Raw genomic sequence first — 16639 nt, forward strand, 5'->3', positions numbered from 1 at the left:
ACACACCTCTTTCGGGGAGCGATCATGACCAAGGATGACCGCGAGGACGCCCGGCGCGGCGAGGAGGGCGGACAGGACCCGTCCCGTCCGCGCGGCGGCGGATCCGCGCCAGGAGCGGGCCCCCGCCTTGGCGGCCTCCTGGACGGTCTGCCCGAGACCGGGCGCGGAGCCCAGAGCGCTCCGGCCAACCCCTTCCGCCAGCGGGCCGCGCCTCCCCCCGAACCCGCGCCCGACCCCGCCTCCGCCTACGGAGCCCTCCCCCTGGACCCGGTCCCGGCCCGGCCGGCCGCCCCCGAGGAGCCGGATCCGGGCGCGCCCCCTCCGCCCCCGTCCGGCACGCGTCCCAACGTCATCCCCTTCCGCGGCGGCGAACGCCCCGCCGAGGCGGAGCCCGAGCCGCCCGCCCCGCCGGGCCCCGCCGGGCACCCCTCGAAGGCCGGCGGGCGGACCGAACCCGCCGCGCCCGCCACGGACCCCGCACACGCGGAGCAGCGCCCCGCGACCACCGAACCAGAGCAGAACATGCACGCACACGAACCAGCCGCGCCTCCGCCCGAGCCGCAGCCCACCGGCCCGCCGGTCCGCCCCGCCCCCGAGGCGGCCCGTCCCGCCCCCGAAACGGCCCCGGCGCCCGTGACCCGGTCCGGGGAACGGCCGGACCACGCCTACGGCGAAGCCGAGCGCGCCGCGGTCTACCGGGCCATCCGCGAGAGCCGCGACGTCCCGACGGGCTTCCGCCCCGACCCGGTGCCCCACGACGTCCTCACCCGGGTCCTGGAGGCCGCCCACCAGGCGCCCAGCGTCGGCCACTCCCAGCCCTGGGACTTCCTCGTCGTCGACGACCCGGGTCTGCGCACCCGCGTCAGCGACCTCGCCGCGGCGGGGGAGGAGCACGCGCCCGGCACGCGGGCCCGCGTCCTGCCCGGCCCTGGAGCGCGCGCCGTCCTCGACGCGCCGCTCAACATCGCCGTCACCGTCGACCCCGCCCGCGGCGTGCCGCACGCGCCCGGCCGCCACGCCAGGCCCGCGACCGCCTCCGCCGCCGCGGCGCTCGCCGTGGACAACCTCTGGATCGCCGCACGCGCCGAGGGGCTCGGGGTCGGCTGGGTCACGCACGTCGACGAGCGCGAACTCGCCCGCGCCCTCGACCTCCCCCCGTACCTGGACGTGGTCGCCTACCTGTGCGTGGGCTACGTCGAGGAGTTCCCCACCGCACCGGAGTCCGGCCCCCGTGCCCCCGGGCGACCCCTGTCCTGGGCCGTGCACCACGACCGCTACGGCCGCCGCGGGCTGCCCGGCCAGGAGCCCACGAGTCTTCTGGAGGAGACCATCACCGCCATCGGAGCGCTGGACGCCCGCGCGATGGAGGAGGCCAGGGACCGGCAGAACCGGATGACCAAGCCGCCGGGCTCCCTCGGCGTCCTGGAGGAGGTCGCGGTCCAGCTCGCCGGACTCGCGGGAGAGTGCCCTCCGCCCCTGCCCCAGCCCGCGGCCGTCGCCGTCTTCGCCGGGGACCACGGGGTCCACGCCCAGGGGGTGACCGCCTGGCCCCAGGAGGTCACCGCCCAGATGGTGCACAACTTCCTGGGCGGCGGCGCGGTCGTCAACGCCTTCGCCGCCCAGGTCGGCGCCGAGGTGACCGTGGTGGACGTGGGCGTGGTCGGGGACCTGCCCCCCGCCGCGGGCCTGCTCAACCGCAAGGTCGCGCGCGGCACCGCCGACTTCACCCAGGGCCCCGCGCTCACCCGGGAGCAGGCCCTGCGGGCCCTGGAGGGCGGGATCGAGGTCGCCCGCGAGCTGGTCTCGGCGGGCAACCGGTGCCTGGTCACCGGGGACATGGGCATCGCCAACACCACCCCGGCGGCCGCGCTGGTGTGCGCCTTCACCGGAGCCGACCCCGCGCGGGCCACCGGCCGCGGCACCGGGGTGGACGACGCCATGTTCGAGCACAAGGTCGACGTGGTGCGCCGCGCCCTCGCCGCCAACCCCGTCGACCCGGCCGACCCCATCGGCACCCTCGCGGCGCTGGGCGGCCTGGAGCACGCCGCCCTGGCCGGGTTCGTGCTCGGCGGCGCGGCCCTGCGCGTCCCCGTCCTGCTGGACGGGGTCATCGCGGGTTCGGCCGCCCTCGCCGCCGCGGCGATCTCCCCGGAGTCGGTCATCGCCTGCTTCGCCGGACACCGCTCCAGCGAGCCCGGGCACAGCCTGGCCCTGGAGCACCTGGGCCTGCGCCCCCTGGTCGACCTGGAGATGCGCCTGGGGGAGGGCTCGGGCGCGCTGCTCGCCCTGCCCCTGGTCCAGGGGGCGGCCCGCGCCCTGCGCGACGTCGCCACGTTCGACGACGCGGGCGTGTCCACCGCCCACTGACCCATCCGGACCCCGCCCGCGCCGGTTCCGGTGCGGGCGGGGCCACCGCACACGTGTTTCCGGTGCGTGTCCCGGGTGCGTGCGGACTCACACTGTCCACAGGGCTCTGTTTACGTCCGTGCAACACCCGCCTGACAACGTAATCTGGAGCAATCGCCGACATCACCGGCGGCTGGCGTGTCGTTTGCCGCCAGCACCCCGCCGTTGTCGCCGGGGGCCGGTACGGACGACCGAAGGGGCGCGATCCGTGACCTATCTCCTTGGCCTGCGCATGCAGGACCGTGACGTTCTCGTCGTCGGCGGGGGCAGGGTCGCCCAACGCCGGGTACCCGTGCTCCTCGACGCCGGCGCCCGGGTCACCCTCGTCTCCCCCGAGGTGTCCGCGGCCCTGGAGGACCTCGCCTCGTCCGGGCACCTGACCTGGCACCGGCGCCCCTACGCGCCCGGCGACGTCGCCGGGCCCCAGGCCCCCGCCTACTGGCTCGTGCACGCGGCCACCGACGACCCGGGGGTCAACGCCGCCGTCGCCGAGGAGGCCGAGGGCGCCCGCGTGTGGTGCGTGCGCGCCGACGACCGGCACGCCTCCTCCGCCTGGACCCCCGCCAGCGGCTCCGCGGGCGGCGTCACCGTCGGCGTCGTGGCCGACGGCGACCCCCGCCGTGCGGCCGGCCTGCGCGACGCGGTCGTGGACGGCCTCGCCGACGGAACCCTGGACGCGCGCCGCGGCCGCGAGCGCCTGCGCGGCGTCGCGCTGGTGGGGGGCGGGCCCGGTGATCCCGGTCTGATCACGGTTCGGGGACAACAGCTCCTCTCGCAGGCCGACGTGGTGGTGGTCGACCGCCTCGCCCCCACCTCCCTGCTGGACCGCCTGCCCGCCGACGTCGAGATCGTCGACGCGGCCAAGATCCCCTACGGCCGCTCCATGAGCCAGGAGGAGATCAACGCCGTCCTGGTCGACCGCGCGCGACGGGGCAGGTTCGTGGTGCGTCTCAAGGGCGGCGACTCCTTCCTGTTCGGCCGGGGCGGGGAGGAGGCCGCCGCGTGCGCGGCCGCCGGGATCCCCGTCACCGTGGTGCCCGGGGTGACCAGCGCCCTGGCCGCGCCCGCCAGCGCGGGCATCCCCGCCACCCACCGGGGCGTGGCCCAGGACGTGCACATCGTCTCCGCGCACGTGGCGCCGGACGACCCGCGCTCCACCGTCGACTGGGCCGGGATCGCCCGCTCCGACGGCACCGTCGTGGCCCTCATGGGGGTCGAGCGCCTGGAGGCCGTGGCCGAGGCCCTCCTCGCCCACGGCCGTCCGGCCGACACGCCCGTCGCCGTGGTCCAGGAGGCGACGCTGCCGGGGCAGCGGACCATCACGGGTACTCTGGCCACCATCGCCGCTTCGGCCCGAGCGGCCGGAGTGCGCCCCCCTGCGGTGGTGATCATCGGAGAAGTGGTCAAAACAGCGCGGGAACTTGACATACTGCACACGGGAACCCAGTTCGAGACCCGTCGACTGGCGACCGGGCGCGATATGCAGTGAGACACCCGTCCGGGGCGTACGCCGCGTACACGGCGGGGGACCGTCAGCACCGATGAGGAGGGCATACCGACCATGACCCGGCCGTCGGCAGCACCGGGGACCACGGGACCCGGTGCCCCGGACCGGTTCGGAACCGGACCGGCCGCCACCTCCGACCAGCCCGCCCGGGGTTCGGGGCCCGCGTTCCAGGAGGACGCCGGTTCCCGCCGGGGGCCCACCGTGCCGGTTCCCGCCGGACCGGCCAAGCACCGTGCCCCCGTACCCGACGACAACCGCTTCGAGCAGGTCCTGGAGGACCTGCGCAAACACATCCGGGACCTGGAGTTCGCCGAGGGGCTGCCCCACGCGGAGGAGGGCCGGACCCTTCAGGCAGACGTCCTGGCCCAGCTGTCCGACTACGTCCTGCCCCGGGTGCGCCGCCCCGACATCCCGCTGCTGATCGCGGTCGCGGGCTCCACCGGTGCGGGCAAGTCCACCCTGGTCAACAGCCTGGTCGGCCAGCAGGTCACCACCACCGGCGTGCGCCGCCCCACCACCAACAGCCCCGTCCTGGCCTGCAACCCCGCCGACGTCGACTGGTTCAGCGAGGCCTCCTTCATCCCGTCCCTGCCGCGCGTGCGCCAGCAGGGCCTGGCCATGCCGGGCAAGGACGGCATGCTCGTGCTCGCCGCCACCGAGGCCATGCCCCAGGGCGTGGCCCTCCTCGACACCCCCGACGTCGACTCCGCGGTCGCCGCGCACCACGAGTTCGCGGCCAAGTTCCTCGACGCCGCCGACCTGTGGATGTTCGTCACCACCAGCACGCGTTACGCCGACGCCCGCGTGTGGGAGTTCCTGCAGGTGGCCCGGGACCGCGACACCTCCCTCGCCGTGGTGCTCTCCCGGGTGCCGCGCCGCGGCCGACGCCAGCTGCTGGACCACTTCGGCGCGATGCTGGAGGCCAACGGGCTCGGAGCGGCCGCCCGGTTCGCCATCCCCGAGACCGACCAGATCCGGGGCGAGCGCTTCACCTCCAACGTCGCCGACCACATCCGTGACTACCTGGCCGAGGTCGCGGGCGAGGCCGAACAGCGCGACCGCGTCTCCCGGCGCACCTTCATCGGGGTCATCGACAGCTTCCGGTCGAGGGTGCCCGAACTCGCCCGCCAGGTGGAGGCGCAGATCGAGACCGGCCGCGTGCTCACCACCGCGGTGGACGACGCCTACGCCACCGCCCGCCACCGGATCGAGACCAGCCTGGGCGACGGCTCCCTGCTGCGCGGATCCCTGCTGGCCCGCTGGCAGGAGGTGACCGCCGGGGGCGAACTCGCCCGGAGCCTGCGCCTGCGCGGCAAGCGCGCGCGCCGCGGCGGCCGGGCCGAACGCGCCGAGCGCGGCCAGCGGGTGAGCGCCCTGGAGCGCGCCGTCCGCGACTCCCTGGAGGCACTGGTGGTCTCCAGCTGCGAGCGCGCCACCGACGAGATCGAGCAGCGGTGGCGGGAGATCCCCGGCGGAGGCGACCTGGCCGCCAAGGCCCTCAACCAGCCGGGTACGGGCCTGCTGGCGCAGCAGATCCGCCAGGAGATCGCCGAGTGGCAGCGCGAGATCGCCGAGATGACCACCGCCAGCGGTGCCACCAAGCGCTCCGTGGCCCGGTTCGTCACCTTCGACCACGACATCGTCGCCCTCGTCCTCATCATCGACCTGCTCGGCTACGAGCGGTCCCGCTCCGGAGGCGGCGCCCACGCGGCCGAAGCCTCCGGCCCGTCCCCGCAGCGCCTGCTCAAGGGGCTGTTCGGCGCCCAGTCACTGCGTAGCATGGGCGCGTCGGCACGGGACAACCTGCGCGAGCGTGTCCTCGGGCTGCTCAACCGCGAGCGCGTTCCCTTCGACAGCGCCCTGGCCTCGGCCGGGATTCCGTCGGAGGACAGCGCAGTCCAGCTCTACCAGGCCACATACAACCTTGAGATAGCACGATGACGACTCAGTGGAACCCCGCGCGGGCGGATCGCGAGACCGGCGCGCGCGCCGGGGGCGAAGACCACGGCGACGGGCGGCCCGAGCCCGGCGCCCACGGTGACGAGCACCCCCGGCGCGAGGCGCGGTCCGAGGCGGGGCCCTGGCGCGGGTACACCATGCCCGTCCCCGAGCACCCCGAGCACGCCCTGCCCGGAGAGGCCGCCGAGGAACCCGCCTACGACGGCATCGCGGGCTACCCGGACCCTTCCGGTGCCTCCGCGCCCCGTCAGTCCCCTCGACACCACGAGGACACGCCGGACGGCGAGGGCGCCGCTCCGGGTGACCCGGAGGGCTCCCCGGCCGCGCAGCGGCGGTCCGGGCGGCACGCACGGCACACCGCCGAACCGGCGGGGCAGGCCCGGCCCGGGCACGCGAACCCGGCCGGGAACGCCGACCGGGAGGACCCCGACGGGCTCGCCGGCTGGGTCGGAAGCCTCGCCGAGGCCGCCGACGACACCCGTATCGCCGGGCGCACCACCGGTGCCTTCCCGATCGTGGGACAGCGGCAGGACCCCCGGGAACAGGCCCCCCAGGAGGACGGGTCCGCCGGGCGGGAGGCCGCCGCCTCCGACGGTTCCGCCGCACGCGCCCGCCCCGGCGCGCCCACGTGGGTCCCCGGCCCGGAGTCGGGGGAGGACGGGCGGGCCGCGGCCCGCCCCGTCCCCGACGGCGGGCCGGGGGAGTGGCCCGCCGCCTCGGAGCACACCGGGGCTCCCGCCCCGGCGACCGCACCGGCGCCTTCTCCGGAGACGGCCGCTCCGGCCGACGGGAGCGGTCCCGAGGAGCCCGAGCCGCTGCCCCGCCGGGTCCCCGGTCCCTCCGCGGTCTCCGGCGCCTTCCGGGCCGTGGGCCCGGACGCGGCCGCCGACGACACGGGGGAGGACGAGGAGTACCGGCCCATCACGCACGACACCTGGCGACCCGGCCGCACCACCACCCGCGCCGAGCTGATCGAGCGCCTGGACGCGCTGGCCACCCTCACCGAGCTGGGCCGCGACGACCTCCCCGAGGAGCTCACCGCCCGCTCCGCGCAGCTGCTCGACCACGCGGGCGCGCGACTGCGCCTGTCCGGCGACCACACCGTCGTCGCCCTCGCCGGGGGCACCGGCAGCGGCAAGTCCTCGCTGTTCAACGCCCTGTGCGGACTCCAGCTGTCGCAGACCGGCGTCACCCGCCCCACCACCTCCAAGGCGCACGCCTGCGTGTGGGGGCACGAGGGGGCCGACGCCCTGCTCAGCTGGCTCGGCGTCCCGACCCGCTACCGCCACTCGCGCACCAGCGTCCTGGACGCGGGCAACTCCGAGCTGACCGGTCTGGTCCTGCTCGACCTCCCCGACCACGACTCGGTCCGCAGCATGCACACCGCCGAGGCCGACCGCCTCATCGGCTCGGTCGACCTGCTCGTGTGGGTGCTGGACCCGCAGAAGTACGCCGACGCCGCGGTGCACCACCGCTACCTGGCCCAGATGGCCGGGCACGGCGCGGTCACCGTCGCCGTCCTCAACCAGGTCGACAAGGTCGAACCCGACGAGCTGGAGGAGCTGCTCACCGACCTGCGCCGCCTGCTGGAGTCGGAGTCGGGGGTGCACCCGCGGGTGCTCACCACCTCCACGGTCACCGGTCAGGGCATCCGCGAGCTGCGCGAGTTCCTCGCCGGGACGGTCCGTGAGCGCCGGGCCCTGGTCGACCGGCTGGCCGCCGACCTGGACCAGGTGATCGAGCCCTTCGGGGAGTTCCACGGCGAGGGCGAGATTCCCGAGACCGTTCCGGCCGAGGTGCGGGCCCGGATCCAGGAGGGGCTGGCCAACGCGGCCGGTGTGGCGGCGGTCGCCGACGTCACCGAGACCAACGATGTCAGGCGCGGCAAGCGGCAGGTCGGCTGGCCGGTCGCCCGCCGGGCGGTGCGCCTGCGCAAGGACCCTCTCGCCGCGGTCCAGCTGGACTTCCTGCGCCGTGACAGCGAGAACGGCGTGGCCGGTCCGGTGGACGCGCACGAGGCCGAGCTGGAGACCGCGCTGGGCGAGGCGGCCGACGCCGTCTCGGAGGGGATGCCCGGGCTGTGGCGCCGCCGGATGCGCGCCGCCGCGCGCAGCGCGGTGCCCGAGCTCCCGGCCGAGCTGGGACAGGCGGTCTCCGGCGCGGTCGGGGACCCCGACCTGAGCCCGTCGTGGTGGAGGATGGCCCGCACGGCCCAGTACGCGCTGCTCGCCGCCGCCGGCCTGGGCCTGGCCTGGGCGGTCGTGGCCCTGGTGAGCTGGCTCGGCGGCGGCATCACCGGCCTGCGCGCCTTCGACGACCCGGTGTTCGCCCTCTACTCCGGGGTCGTGGTGGCCGCGGCCCTGCTGGTGGGCTGGCTGACCGGAGTGGGTTGCGGGAACCTCGTGGAGGTGGCCGCGGTCCAACGGCGCGAGGACGTGGAGAGAACGGCCCAGGCCCGGGTCCGGGAGATCACCGGACTGCGGGTGGTGGAGCCGATGGAGGCCGAGCTGGCCAGGTACCGGGCGTTCCGGGCGGCCTACGAGGTGGCCAGAACACGCGGCTGAGCGAGCCGTTCCCGGCGGGCGGCGTCGGATCGCCGTCCCGCCGCCGGACAGCCCGGGGCGGGCGGCGCGTCGCCGCCCGCCCCGGGCACCGATAGGTCAGATCCAGGTGACTTGCTTGGCCATGCCGTGCTCCTTGGGTCGAGTGCTGTCAGGGCCGGGACGGGTCAGGGCGCCAGGCGGTCGACACCCTGTGCCATGGATCAGCTACCGCCACGGGTCCCTACGGAAGGATGCCCCAAAACGCCTGTGGCGCCAACCCTCTCAAGTTCGCGCCCCCGGCACAGACGTGGGCGCGTCCCTGCGTGCCCACGCGTTCCATACAATAAGCAATTAATATATTACCCAACGTAATGTAAACTGGCTCCGGTAACGACGGTGCTACACGCCGAACAAGTTTTCGGGGTCACGGCTACCCAACGGTCGTGACCGAGTGGCACCGTAAGGGAACGCGGGGCGAATCCGGCTCGTCGAAGGGAGAACCGTCGCGGGGCGGGGCCCATCAGAGACGGTTGTCAGAGTCTGATGGCTGAGAGTGACCAGGGAGGGAGGGTGCAGCAGTGAGTATCTCGGAGAGGCCGATGAGGACCGCGGGGCCGCCACCTCACGGAAGTCAGGCGCGTTGGCCGTTCCTGCACCAACCGCGCGGCCTGATCGTCTACATGGGGCTGCTCCTGTCCGTCACCCTGTTCCTGTGCGGGGTGGCCGTCGCTCTGTACACCCCCACGTGGCCGGATGCGGTCACGTTCGCGGCCCTGGTGGTCTGCGCGGCCTTCGGGGTGGAGGCCATCCGGAGGCTGGGCCTGCCCGCGGGCGTCTCGCGCGACCTGCTGGGCGCGTGGTGGTTTCCCGCCATACTCCTCCTCCCTCCCCTGTACGCCCTGCTCCTGCCGATCCCCGTCTTCGTGATGATGCAGCTGCGCTCCCGCCGTGCGCTGGTGCACCGCAGGGTGTTCAACGCGACCGCCGTCGCCCTGTCCGGCTTCCTGGCCTCGCTGACCTGGCACGGCGTCCAGGGCGGCGGCCTGATGGCCGGGCTGAGCGGGGCCTCGGACGCACACGAGACGCTGGGCAGCGTCACCGGGGTGCTCATGGCGCTGCTGTGCTGCACCGGGTACACGGTCCTCAACACGTTCATCGTCGTGCTGGCCGCGCGGATGAGCGGCGGCCCCGGCCAGCGCCTCCGGCCCATGTGGGACCGTGAGGCCCTCACCGTGGACGCCGTCGAGTTATGCGTCGGCGTCACCGTCGCGATCCTGGCCCACCTCTCCCTCCTCCTGCTGGTCATCGCGGTTCCCCCCGTGCTGCTGCTGCAGCGCAGTCTGCTGTACAACCAACTGCAGACGGCCGCCCGGACCGACCCCAAGACGGGCCTGCTCAACGCCCCGACCTGGGAGCAGGAGGCGTCGGTGGAGATCGCCAGGGCCCGCTCCTCGCGGGGCCGGGCGGCGGTGCTGATCATCGACATCGACCACTTCAAGCGGGTCAACGACAACCACGGGCACCTGTTCGGCGACCAGGTGCTGCTCGGCGTGGCCACCACCATCTCCCAGCAGCTGCGCCAGTCCGACCTGCTCGGCCGGTTCGGCGGCGAGGAGTTCGTGGTGCTGCTTCCCGGTTCGGACACCGCCGAGGCCTGGCGGGCCGCCGAGCGCCTGCGCTCCCAGGTCGGCTGCATGGAGATCGCGGTCGACGACGTGCCGGTGTCCATCACCATCTCCGTCGGCGTGGCCGTCATCGGTGACCACGGCAACGACCTGGTGGAACTGCTCACCGCGGCCGACCTCGCGCTCTACCGGGCCAAGGAGACCGGTCGCAACCGCGTGTGCCTGCCCGCCGGCCGCCCGGGGGTGGGCGGCAAGATCCCCGGCCCCAGGGGCGGTGAGATCCCCGGCCACAGCGGGCACATCGACCCCACCGACCACACGGAGCTTCCCTGACCGTCGGTTCCGTGATCTGACCGGGTTGTCCACAGCCCCGGACGGGCTCTTGTCCGCGACCCCCGCGTCACCGACTGTGAGGGTATGCACTCCGAACAGCCGCACCGCCCCCCGCACTCCTCCGACCCCCACGACCGTCCCCCGGCCGGCCCGCCCCCGCCGGGAGGGTCCGTCCCCGCACAGCGGGAGCCGGACCGCCCCGCAGCGGCCGCCCTCACCCTCACCAACCCGACCGACGTCATCGCCACCCTGCCCTACCTGGTGGGTGAGCCCCCCGACCCCGGACTCGTGGTCCTCGCCGTGCGGGGCAGGGGCGTGCGCTCCGCATTCTGCGGCCACCTGGACCGTCTGGAGGAGGCCGACCGGCCGCTGGACCGCGCCGTCGCCCCCGTCGAGGCCGCCGCGGCCGAGCAGTGCACCTCGGTGATGGTCGTGGCCTACGGGCCGCCCCCGCGGGTCACCCCCTACGTCGACCGGATCCTGGCCGCCGCCCGCGAGCGCTCCCTGACGGTCATCGACGCCCTGCGCGTCACCGGCGGCCGGTACTGGTCCTACACCTGCCGCAGGCCCGACTGCTGCCCGCCCGAGGGAACGGCCGTCAACGTCGACAGCTCTCCCGTCCCGGCCAGCGCGGTCCTGCGCGGGATCGTCCCGGTGGAGCCCCTGCACGCCACCGCGTCCGAGGCCGAACGGGTCCGGGCCGTCCTCGAACCCGTGGACGGCCCGGACCGGGTGGCCATGGACGACGCGGCCCGCCGGGTCGAGGCGTACGCCCGGCGACTGCTGGAACAGGGCATGCGGGGCGCCCTCACCGACCGAGGGCTGACCGCCGCCCTGGCCGCGCTGCGGGCCGAGCGGGAGGGGCGGGGCGGCGCCGATCCCGAGGAGATGGCCTGGCTGGGCGTGTACCTGACCCAGATCCGCGTGCGCGACGAGATGTGGGCGCGCATCACCGCCCGGTCGGCCCCCCTGCACCAGGAGCTCTGGGGCCGCCTGACCCGCCACCTGCCCCCGCACCAGCGGGCCGCCCCCGCCTCCCTGCTGGCGGTCGCGGCCTGGCAGCGCGGCGACGAGCGTCTGGCCGCCGCGGCGCTGGACACCGCCCTCACCGCCGATCCGGGCTACTCCATGGCCCTGCTGATGAGCCGGGCGCTGACCTGGGGCCTGCCGGTGGAGCGCTGGCGTGAGTTCACGCCCCGCTGGCTGGACACCATGAGCGCCCGCCCCGAGGAGTGAGGCGCGCGAGACCGGACCGCTGGGCCCCTGTCCCCGGACAGGGGCGGAGCCGCGGAGACACCCGCCCGCCGGTGCGCGGAGGCCCTCGCGATGGCGGGGGCATTGGCCCCGACGCCCTAGGCTTGGAGACATGCCGGAGTACATCTACACCATGAACAACGTGCGCAAGGCGCACGGCGACAAAGTCGTCCTGGACAACGTTTCGGGGTCGTTCCTGCCCGGAGCCAAGATCGGCGTCGTGGGCCCCAACGGTGCGGGTAAGTCGACGCTGCTGAAGATCATGGCCGGCATCGAGCAGCCGTCCAACGGCGAGGCGAGGCTCATGCCCGGTTTCACCGTCGGCCTGCTCGCGCAGGAACCCCAACTCGACCCGGACAAGAACGTCCTGGAGAACGTCGAGGACGGCGTCGCCGAGACCAAGGCGATGCTCACCCGCTTCAACGAGATCGCCGAGCAGATGGCGACGGACTACTCCGACGACCTGCTCGAGGAGATGGGCAAGCTCCAGGAGCAGCTCGACCACCGCAACGCCTGGGACCTGGACAGCCAGCTGGCCCAGGCCATGGACGCGCTGCGCTGCCCGCCCGGCGACGCCTCCGTCACCCAGCTGTCCGGCGGTGAGAAGCGCCGCGTCGCCCTGTGCCGGCTGCTGCTCGAACAGCCCGACCTGCTGCTGCTCGACGAGCCCACCAACCACCTGGACGCCGAGAGCGTGAACTGGCTGGAGCAGCACCTGGCCAAGTACCCCGGCACCATCGTCGCGATCACCCACGACAGGTACTTCCTCGACCACGTCGCCACGTGGATCCTGGAGCTGGACCGCGGCCAGTTCTACCCCTACGAGGGCAACTACAGCACGTACCTGGAGACCAAGCAGGCCCGTCTGAAGGTCGAGGGCCAGAAGGACGCCAAGAAGGCCAAGCGCCTCAAGGACGAGCTGGAGTGGGTGCGCTCCAACGCCAAGGCCCGTCAGACCAAGAGCAAGGCCCGTCTGCAGCGCTACGAGGAGATGGCCGCCGAGGCCGACAAGACCCGCAAGCTGGACTTCGAGGAGATCCAGATCCCCCCGGGTCCGCGCCTGGGCAACACCGTGGTCGAGGTCAAGAACCTCACCAAGGGCTTCGACGACCGCGTGCTCATCGAGAACCTCAGCTTCTCGCTGCCGCCCAACGGCATCGTCGGCGTCATCGGCCCCAACGGTGTCGGCAAGACCACGCTGTTCAAGATGATCGTCGGTGAGGAGACCCCTGACGAGGGCAGCATCAACGTCGGCGACACGGTCGACATCTCCTACGTCGACCAGTACCGGGGTCGTATCGACGACAGCAAGAACGTCTGGGAGACCATCTCCGACGGCGAGACCTTCATCGAGGTCGGCAAGGTCGAGATCCCCAGCCGCGCCTACGTCGCCGCCTTCGGCTTCAAGGGCTCGGACCAGCAGAAGCCCGCCGGTGTACTCTCCGGTGGCGAGCGCAACCGCGTCAACCTCGCGCTCACCCTCAAGCAGGGCGGCAACCTGCTGCTCCTGGACGAGCCCACCAACGACCTGGACGTGGAGACCCTCGGCTCGCTGGAGAACGCGCTGCTGGACTTCCCCGGCTGCGCCGTGATCACCTCCCACGACCGGTGGTTCCTGGACCGCGTCGCCACGCACATCCTGGCCTGGGAGGGAGACGCCTCCTGGTTCTGGTTCGAGGGCAACTTCGAGTCCTACGAGAAGAACAAGATCGAGCGCCTGGGCCCGGACGCCGCGCGTCCGCACGCCGTGACCCACCGCAAGCTCACCCGCGACTGAGCGCTCAGCACCGTGCGTGCGCGCGGTCCGGTGAGAGGACCGTGCGCACGCACGGCCCGCCGGTGCGTGGGCTCTCCGGTGGCCGAACGCGCGAGCGCGGCCGACGCCAGGGGCCCGTGCCACGGGCGTGGCTCCCAGCGCCCGTCGCGATCACCCGCCTCCGGAAGGGTCCGGCGCCTCCTCGGAAACGGCAGGGGCCGAGGTGGTACTGCTCCTCGCCGCTCTCGGTGCGTTCACAGCTCCGCATGTGCTGGATCCGCCACCGGTACGGGTGTGCGGCGGACCAGAGGAGATAGGTCTCCACCCCCCGGTACGGTGAGGCGCCGTCGATCCACGACAGGTGTTCCCCGCTGTGACCCGCTGGGAGCTCGCAGCGGGCGACCACGTACTTCGACCGGTGCTCGGTGGCGTCGCGTTCGGCCTCCGCACGGCCCCCGCCGGTGTCCGGTCGGCAACGGTGCGGGATCGGGGACGGAGGGTGCGCCCGGGTCGCGCACCTCCTGCCGGTCCGGGAGGTGTTCGATGCGTTGGATCCCATATCCCCGCATTCTTGTGGTGGGGCCGCGTCGACCATCTGTCAGCGCTCCGGGAGACTCGCGCGACCAGAGCAACACGTTTCCCCGCGCGGGGGAGCGGACACGATTCTGACTCTCGGTTCTCGTTCGTCACTTCTGGTAGTCGCTTGGGGGTTGAGAATACCCTGACGGTCTTTGCGACAGCCGGGGCAACGTACCGTCGACGGTCCCGGATCTCAGGCCGAGGTGGTCCGCGCTCGCAGTACGAGCGGCATGAGCATCACGGCCGTCAGGGCAGGACGAGGTTCACCACCAAGGCGAGGGTGAAGGCGGAGGTGTGGATTGCCAGGTCCTCCGCCGTACCCAGGACGGTGAGGAAGACCAGCCCCACCAGCGTCACTCCCCGGGACATGCCGATCTGGGTGGTGGTCTCCACGACGCCGGAGGCCGCTCCCGCCTCGCGCTCGGGGACGTCCTTCAGGACGGCGCCGAAGAGAGGGCTCACCCCCAGCCCTTCGCCGAACCCGATGACCGCCAGGGAGGGCACGAGGATCCAGGCGTTCACGTCGGTGCCGAACACGAGCACGCTCCCCAGGAGCGCGGCCGTGCCCAGGGCGTTGACGGTGTAGCCGAGGGTGAGCACCCTCAGCCCGACGCGCTTCTGCATACGCGGTGCCGTGAGGGATGCGATGACGAAGGCCAGCGCGAGGGGAGTGAACGTCAGCCCGGCGATCAGGGGCGAGTAACCGAGGCCGTTCTGGAGGTAGAGCGTGAGAACGAAGAACAGCCCGGCGTTGCCCGCGAAGAAGGCCAGGGCCAGGAGGTTGCCGCTGGCGAACGTGGGCAGCCGCAGCAGGCCGGGCGGAACCAGCGGGTCGCCCCCGGACCGGTTCACACGCCGCTCCCAGAGGACGAACAGAGCGAACACCGGCACCGAAGCCGCGAGCACACCCCACAGCCACAGAGGCCAGCCGCTGGTGTGGCCTTCGACCAGGGGAACCGTGAGCAGCAGCAGCGCGGAGCTGAGCAGCACGACACCGCGCAGGTCGAGTTTGGGCCGCTCGGTGCCGCGGGTGGAGGGCAGGAAGACGAGCGCGCCGATCAGGGTCAGGAGGCCGATGGGCAGGTTGATCAGGAAGATCGGCCGCCAGGACAGACCGAAGAGGTCGGCGCTGATCAGCACTCCGCCCACGAGCTGGCCCGCGATGGAGGCGACGCCGATCGTCGCGCCGAAGATCGCGAACGCCTTGGCCTTGGCCTCGCCCGTGAAAGAGGTCTGCATGATCGACAGGACCTGCGGATAGAACATGGCGGCTCCCGCAGCCTGTAGAACACGGGCCATGATGAGAGTGGAGGGGCCGGGGCCAGGCCGCAGACGAGCGATGCCACGGTGAAGACGACGACTCCGCTCAGGAACAGCCGTTTGTAACCGAAGATGTCCCCCAGCCTGCCCCCGGTGACGAGGAGGAGGCCGTAGGCGAGTACGTATCCGGCCACCGCCAGTTCAACCTGCGCGAAACTAGCGTTGAGGTCCGACCGGATCGAGGGCACGGCGACGTTGACGATGAAGGAGTCCGTGATCGAGACGAAGGTTCCCGTCATCACGACCAGGAGGACCCACCGTTGGCGGCTGGCCTCCCGGGGCGTACGTGCCGGCCCCTCTACGGTCGGTGCCAAATCCGAACACCAGGTACCCGGCGACGGCGTCCCCGTCCACGAGGCGCAGGAGCATCCCGACCGGGAGGGGGTCGTGCGGGGCGTCGTAGACGACCGCCCCGCCGAGCCCCGCGATCACGGCTGGCTCCACCGACCGGGGCACGGTCGTGCTCAGGCCGACGGGTACGAGGTAGTGCTCAGGGGGTGCCCGTCGCCGCCAACACCGGTGACCGCACCGAGACGGTCGAGCCCCCGGCGCCCCCACCCGGTCTGCGCTGTCTCGCCTTCGCCCAGCAGCACACGGCCCCGGGCGTGGAGATCCTCGTCGAGGGGCGAGTGAGGGGGCGCGTCAGGCGTTCAGGAACGGATCCTTCGGCCAGGCGGTCCACTTCGTGGAGGAGCGGGTCCTGGCCGGGCGGACCTGACCCGGACGCGTGCGGACGGGTTCCCGCACCCGTCCGCACCGCTTGTGGGATCGGGCGGTTCGCATACCCTGGGGGCGATGACTTCCGCGCGCGATTCCCAGCAGAGCGCGGGCGACGAGCCCGTGCGCATGACGTTCTACGAGGCCGTCGGCGGTGAGGAGACCTTCACCCGCCTGGTCCGCCGCTTCTACGAGGGCGTGGCCCGGGACCCCGGTCTGCGGCCGATGTACCCGGAGGAGGACCTCGGCCCCGCCGAGGAGCGCCTGCGCCTGTTCCTCATCCAGTACTGGGGCGGGCCGCGCACCTACAACGAACAGCGGGGGCACCCCCGGCTGCGGATGCGGCACGTGCCCTTCCGCATCGGTGCCACCGAGCGGGACCTGTGGCTCAGGCACATGCGCGACGCCGTGGACTCCCTCGACCTGCCCGAGGCGCTGGAGCGCCCGCTGTGGGAGTACATGGTCATGGCCGCGCACAGCATGGTGAACGTGCCCGAGGAGACCGCGCCCCCGGAGGTGGCCAACCCCACGCGGGTCTCGGTCGCCTCCTCCCAGGACGGCGATGACGACGACGGCGAGGCCGTCACCATCTCCCTCGGGTAGGACCGCAGAGGCACGGTGCGGAGACACCGGAGGTCCC

Annotated in this window: 9 protein-coding genes and 1 pseudogene; 8 read left to right on the top strand and 2 right to left on the bottom strand. The window is 73.4% G+C overall.

All coding sequences use genetic code 11. The features are described 5' to 3' along the window. Positions 1 to 24 precede the first annotated feature (24 nt). From cobT to ettA, 7 genes are all read left to right on the top strand, one after another. Entirely contained in the window at positions 25 to 2367 is a 2343-nt protein-coding gene (cobT, locus tag FYW95_RS19000; protein WP_159944587.1) for a nicotinate-nucleotide--dimethylbenzimidazole phosphoribosyltransferase, read from the top strand. A 247-nt stretch (positions 2368 to 2614) separates the two neighbouring features. Then, a complete protein-coding gene (cobA, locus tag FYW95_RS19005) occupies positions 2615 to 3895 on the top strand; it encodes a uroporphyrinogen-III C-methyltransferase (protein ID WP_159944586.1) in 1281 nt (426 codons plus the stop codon). Positions 3896 to 3967: 72 nt separating this feature from the next. Then, on the top strand, positions 3968 to 5854 hold the full coding sequence (locus FYW95_RS19010) for a dynamin family protein (protein ID WP_159944585.1): 1887 nt from the start codon (positions 3968 to 3970) through the stop codon (positions 5852 to 5854). Next, positions 5851 to 8436: a GTPase gene (locus FYW95_RS19015; RefSeq protein WP_159944584.1), complete on the top strand. Its 2586-nt coding sequence runs from the start codon at positions 5851 to 5853 to the stop codon at positions 8434 to 8436. The genes FYW95_RS19010 and FYW95_RS19015 overlap by 4 nt, the downstream gene beginning before the upstream one ends. 557 nt (positions 8437 to 8993) lie before the next feature. After that, a complete protein-coding gene (locus FYW95_RS19020; protein ID WP_159944583.1) occupies positions 8994 to 10373 on the top strand; it encodes a GGDEF domain-containing protein in 1380 nt (459 codons plus the stop codon). Between the two features lie 84 nt (positions 10374 to 10457). After that, positions 10458 to 11609: a DUF4192 domain-containing protein gene (locus FYW95_RS19025; RefSeq protein WP_159944582.1), complete on the top strand. Its 1152-nt coding sequence runs from the start codon at positions 10458 to 10460 to the stop codon at positions 11607 to 11609. A 130-nt stretch (positions 11610 to 11739) separates the two neighbouring features. Further along, a complete protein-coding gene (gene ettA, locus FYW95_RS19030) occupies positions 11740 to 13404 on the top strand; it encodes an energy-dependent translational throttle protein EttA (RefSeq protein ID WP_159944581.1) in 1665 nt (554 codons plus the stop codon). A gap of 804 nt (positions 13405 to 14208) precedes the next feature. Here the strand turns inward: ettA and FYW95_RS19035 are convergent. Next, a pseudogene (locus FYW95_RS19035) lies at positions 14209 to 15521 on the bottom strand (MFS transporter). Beyond that, the gene (locus FYW95_RS28965; RefSeq protein ID WP_159944580.1) at positions 15439 to 15840 is read right to left on the bottom strand and encodes a maltokinase N-terminal cap-like domain-containing protein; all 402 of its coding nucleotides are present in this window, start codon (positions 15838 to 15840) and stop codon (positions 15439 to 15441) included. Before FYW95_RS28965 ends, FYW95_RS19035 begins: the two are co-directional and overlap by 83 nt. Positions 15841 to 16077: 237 nt before the next feature. Here FYW95_RS28965 and FYW95_RS19045 point away from each other — a divergent pair, with 237 nt between their 5' ends. After that, positions 16078 to 16602 carry a globin gene (locus FYW95_RS19045; RefSeq protein WP_159944579.1) on the top strand — a complete coding sequence of 175 codons (525 nt, stop codon included), beginning with the start codon at positions 16078 to 16080 and terminating at the stop codon, positions 16600 to 16602. Positions 16603 to 16639: the final 37 nt, after the last annotated feature.

This window comes from Nocardiopsis sp. FR4 (genome assembly GCF_009830945.1).
Lineage (GTDB): Bacteria > Actinomycetota > Actinomycetes > Streptosporangiales > Streptosporangiaceae > Nocardiopsis.

Bases quoted from the DNA above. Each gene is read 5' to 3' on its own strand.
- cobT (WP_159944587.1), top strand. From the start codon at position 25: ATGACCAAGGATGACCGCGAGGACGCCCGGCGCGGCGAGGAGGGCGGA.
- FYW95_RS19010 (WP_159944585.1), top strand. From the start codon at position 3,968: ATGACCCGGCCGTCGGCAGCACCGGGGACCACGGGACCCGGTGCCCCG.
- FYW95_RS19015 (WP_159944584.1), top strand. From the start codon at position 5,851: ATGACGACTCAGTGGAACCCCGCGCGGGCGGATCGCGAGACCGGCGCG.
- FYW95_RS19025 (WP_159944582.1), top strand. From the start codon at position 10,458: ATGCACTCCGAACAGCCGCACCGCCCCCCGCACTCCTCCGACCCCCAC.
- ettA (WP_159944581.1), top strand. From the start codon at position 11,740: ATGCCGGAGTACATCTACACCATGAACAACGTGCGCAAGGCGCACGGC.
- FYW95_RS19045 (WP_159944579.1), top strand. From the start codon at position 16,078: ATGACTTCCGCGCGCGATTCCCAGCAGAGCGCGGGCGACGAGCCCGTG.